This is a genomic window from Rhodovulum sp. (genome assembly GCF_011048875.1).
Taxonomy (GTDB): domain Bacteria; phylum Pseudomonadota; class Alphaproteobacteria; order Rhodobacterales; family Rhodobacteraceae; genus Rhodovulum; species Rhodovulum tesquicola.
In genome coordinates, this window is the sequence record NZ_DSDD01000423.1 from 1 (window position 1) to 4,393 (window position 4,393).

A 4,393-nucleotide genomic window follows, 5' to 3' on the forward strand; every position below is an offset into this window, starting at 1 on the left:
AGACGAGCCGCAGATCGACCAACCGCCCGTCATGCTCCAGCCGGATCGCGTCGGCCGGATCGAGGGCGAGACGCGAGGGCGGCAGACGGAAGGCCGCAGTCTCGCGACCCACCCACGCCTCCACCAGCGCGCGGCGGCAGCGCCGCTCGGCCTCCTCGGGCGGCACGGCCATCGGGAAGGACTCGGAGGCGATCCGCGCCGTGTCCACGGTGATGCGCTGCGTCTCGACCTGTGCGGCGTCATAATCCTCGTCGGCGCGGGCGACCTGCCATTTGAGCGCCTGCGGCAGCTCGGTCTCCTGGGCCCGGGTCAGCTCCAGCACCTCGCCGCCGCCCGCTTCCGCAACGACCAGATTGTGGGGCGCAATGCTCGCCACCGCCGCGCGCCCGCGCATGACAAAGCGGATCACGCCCTCGGTCTTGACGGCATCAAAGCCGAAATGCCGTGTGAGCGTGGTGATCGAGGCCCGCGGGCTTTCCAGCGCGGTGATGGCGTAGCCTTCGACAGCGCCCCAGAGACCGGAAACGTCGATGCGGGACTTGGGCAGCCCGGCGCGCAGGCAGAGGTGCCGCACGAGCGCCGCCAGCGACACCGCCCCCAGCCGCCCGGTCAGCCAGTGGCCGAGCCGCCAGTTCGCACCATCGGTCCAGACATCGGTCAGCGCGGGGAAGAACGGGTGCGGCCACGCGTCCCAGGTCCAGGCGGCGCATTCGGGGACATGGACCATCCGGCCGCCATAGACGGTCGAGGTCGGATTGTTCGCGGCGTCGTTCCACCAGAGATACGTCGCCTCCAGATAGGCCCGCTGGATCGCGTCATCGCGCCAGCCGCGCGAGAAATACGGCAAGAAGCTCTCGGACGACTTTGGGTCGAAGAAGACGTTGGGCTGGTTGGTGCCCTGGTCGATGGCGGGGCAGCCGAGCTCGGTGAACCAGACGGGCTTCGATTGCGGCACCCATGCGGTCGGCGTCCCACTCTCCACCCCGCCCGGGCGGTCGTAATGCGGGTTCGACCACCAGGCGCGCAGATCCTTGTAGCGGAAGACCCATGGCTTGCCGTGGGTGCCATCCGTGATCGGCGTGCGCACCTGCGCGGTGCGATCGATGGCACTGGCATAGAACCAGTCGAAGCCTTCGCCGCCGGCGATGTTCGTCTGCAGATAGGCGCGGTCGTAGATCGCGGGCCAGCCCTCGGCGGCATCCGCATGCTCGAACCCATCCCGCCAGTCCGACAGCGGCATGTAGTTGTCGATGCCGACGAAATCGATCTCCGGGTCCGCCCAGAGCGGATCGAGGTGGAAGAACACATCGCCACTGCCGTCGCCCGGCTGGTGCCCGAAATACTCGCTCCAGTCCGCCGCATAGCCAATCTTCGTCCCCGACCCGAGGATCGAGCGCACATCCGCGAGCAGATCGCGATATGCCTGCACCGCCGGATAGGCGGATGCTCCCGACCGGATCGTCGTCAGCCCCGGCATCTCGGTCCCGATGAGGAAGGCGTCCACCCCGCCCGCCGCCGCGCAGAGATGGGCGTAGTGCAGCACCATGCGGCGCAGGCCCCAGTCGCCTGATGGCCCGGTCCACGAAACCGACTGACCCGAGACGCTGAAGCTCGCAGGCGTGGCCGCGCCGAACAGCGCCGCGACCTGGCTTGCGGCCGTGTCGGTCTTGTCGACCGATCCCGCGAATCCAGCCGCGGGTGAACAGGTGATCCGGCCCCGCCAGGGGAACGCGGGCTGGCCTGTCTCGGCGGCGTTGTGGGAATACGGGTTCGGCAGCGTGTTGCCGGGCGGCACGTCCATCAGGATGAACGGGTAGAAGGTGACGCGCAGCCCGCGCGTCTTCATCTCCTGGATCGCCTGCACCACCGCGAAGTCGGATGGCGTGCCGCCATAGACCGGGCGGTCGTCGCCATTGTCGCTCGGACCAATGGCGCTCCAATGGCGACCGTCGCGGCTGACGAGGAAGGCGGCGGCGCGGCTGACGCCGTTCACCGACCAGCTGGCGGGCGTGGTCGACTTGGCCGAGACCTCGACACCTGGCCGCACCTTGCAGGATCCCGCGCGCAGATCGTCGCCAAACCAGGCGACGACGAGGCTGACGCTCTCGACCGCCGGGGCCATCGCCTGCAGCCGGTCGAGCGCCTCCACCATGTCGGTGGAGTCGGCCAGCGCGTTCAGGTTCTCGGGCACCGTCGCGCCGCCATCGGTCTTGCGGATGGCCTGCGTCGCGTAGGTGAACTCGCCGGAGGCCGGGATCAGGGTGACGGCGCGGATCAGTCCCTCGGCGGTGTCGGGGTCGGCCAGCGGCCGGAACACCTCGAAGGAGAGCTGCGGCAACCGGTTGCCATAGGTCGAGAGCGCCAGTTCTTCGAAGACCACATAGGCGGTGCCGCGATAGGCGGGCGTGCTGGCGGCACCCATCCTTGACCCGATGAACGGATCAGCGGTTTGGGTCTCGTCGCCCGGATACCAGCGCCAGGTGACGCCGGAGAGGTCCATCGGCTTGCCGTCGGCCCAGATGCGCCCGATGCCGGTGATCGGGCCCTCGCAGAGCGCGACCGCGAAGCTCGCATAGTACAGATACTCGGTGGTCTTGACCTTGCCGCCCCCGCCGCCCTTGCCGCCGCCCTGCGTGGTGGTCTTCGTCTCCTCGCGGAAGTCCGTAGCCCAGATGATGTTGCCGCCCATGCGCATGCGGCCGTAGAGCCGCGGGATCACAGCACCTTCGGTCGCGGAGGTGATGCGCAGCGTGTCGAGCCGCGCGCCCTCGATGCGCTGCGTCGGCGCCAGCGACGAGACGATGAAGCTGTCGACCACCGAGCCGAGGGTGGAGCCGACAAAGCCGCCGATGGTCGCGGCGCTGACGCCGAGGATCGCGCCGCCGATCGAACCGCCAATGGCGGCGCCTGCGGCGCCGAGAACGAGGGTGGCCATGTCGGGGTCTCAGCGTTGCGGGAACAGGAAGGCGAAGGCGATGCGCCGCCGCCAGGAGGGGGTGAGCGGTTCCTCGATCACGCCGAGCCGCTCGTAGGCGTGGAGGAAGGTTTCGGGCCCGGTGAGAATCCCGACATGCTTAGCGATGGCGCGGGGCTTCATGCGGAACAGGACCAGCGCGCCCGGACCGGCCTCTGTAGGCGACACCTCGATCATCATGCGCCGCGCGCCCTCGGCCAGCACCTCGCGCGGTCCGGTCTCGCCCCAGTCGCGGCTGTAAGGCGGGATCGGGAACGGCTCGGGGCCGACGACCTCGCGCCAGACCCCTCGGGCGAGACCAAGGCAGTCGCAGCCGACGCCGCGCAGGCTGGCCTGGTCGTGGTAAGGCGTGCCGAGCCAGGAACGCGCAATGGCGACAACGCGGTTGGGATCGGCGGTGGTCACAGCACGGACCCCTCGTGCCCGCCATCCTTGGTGGCGTAGCGGAGGACGGCGTCCTGGCCGGGGATGTGCGGGAAGCCGCGGAAGTTGGCGGTGTTGGCGAACTTCGCGCCACAGGTCTCCATCCGCTTGTCGCAGCCCGCGCGGATGGTGAAGGCGTCGCTCTCGGCGATGGCACGGACCGGCGCCTCGAGCAGGGTCAGCACAGCGATGCCGTCCGTGACGTCATGGCCCAGCACCTCGGTGCGCCGCCCGGCGTTCGCGCCGCTCGTCCAGTCCAGCGTGCCGAAGGTGAACCAGCCGGAGTCAAACCCGCCCAGCCCCGAGGCGGTGAAGGCTCGGTCGCGCAGCAGATCGATGACGGCGCCCGTGCCGTTGAAGACGGGGTCATCCACATCGACGCCACAGCGCGCATCGCCAAGCGCGGCGTCGCAGGTGGCCTGGAAGGTCCGCCCGACTGTCTGGCCGAGGACATGGGCGAGCGAGCGCACCTCGGCCACGAAGGCCAGCCGCCCGCGCCGGATCTGGCCGATGGCGCCGCGGCGCATCAGCACGCGCTGGCCGGTATCGGCCCAGTTCACCCGCCAGACCTCGACCTCCGCATTGTCCCAGCGGCCGTCGAGGATGTCGGTCTCAGTGATGCGGTCGGAGGTCAGCACGCCTGTCGCGTCCTGCGCATCGACCGACAGATCCGAGCCCGAGCGCACCTCGGAGGCGGTCAGCCCGCTTTCCGGCTCGAAGTCGGTCCCGTCGAAGCTCAGCGTCCGATCATGATCGGTGAAACCGAAGGTGACGCCGTCGGCGCGGGCGATCCGCCAGCACCAGGCGAGCGTCGTCGTGCCCTCGTCGAGATGGGCTTGCAGCGCGGGTGAGAGGGATTTCATCGGCAGGTTCCCGTCATGCGGTCATCGAGATCGGCGATCCAGTCCGCCCAGTCCGGGGGCACGGCTGCGACGGTCTCGGCAGCCGGCCGGGCGAGCCTCGCCTCGGCATAGGAGGCACAGCCCGCGTCACCAG

At 69.6% G+C, this 4,393-nt stretch carries 3 protein-coding genes; all 3 read right to left on the reverse strand.

The window, feature by feature from the left end:
* The coding region (locus ENN83_RS14495; protein ID WP_287188146.1) for a baseplate multidomain protein megatron at nt 1-2,935 on the reverse strand (2,935 nt) is incomplete at its 3' end.
* A 9-nt stretch (nt 2,936-2,944) separates the two neighbouring features.
* Entirely contained in the window at nt 2,945-3,379 is a 435-nt protein-coding gene (locus ENN83_RS14500) for an NlpC/P60 family protein (RefSeq protein WP_287188148.1), read from the reverse strand.
* Nucleotides 3,376-4,260 carry a DUF2163 domain-containing protein gene (locus ENN83_RS14505; protein ID WP_287188151.1) on the reverse strand — a complete coding sequence of 295 codons (885 nt, stop codon included), beginning with the start codon at nt 4,258-4,260 and terminating at the stop codon, nt 3,376-3,378. Before ENN83_RS14505 ends, ENN83_RS14500 begins: the two co-directional genes overlap by 4 nt.
* Between the last annotated feature and the right edge of the window lie 133 nt (nt 4,261-4,393).

Excerpts from the sequence above, each read along its gene's own strand:
- ENN83_RS14505 (WP_287188151.1), bottom strand. The coding sequence starts at position 4,260 with ATGAAATCCCTCTCACCCGCGCTGCAAGCCCATCTCGACGAGGGCACG.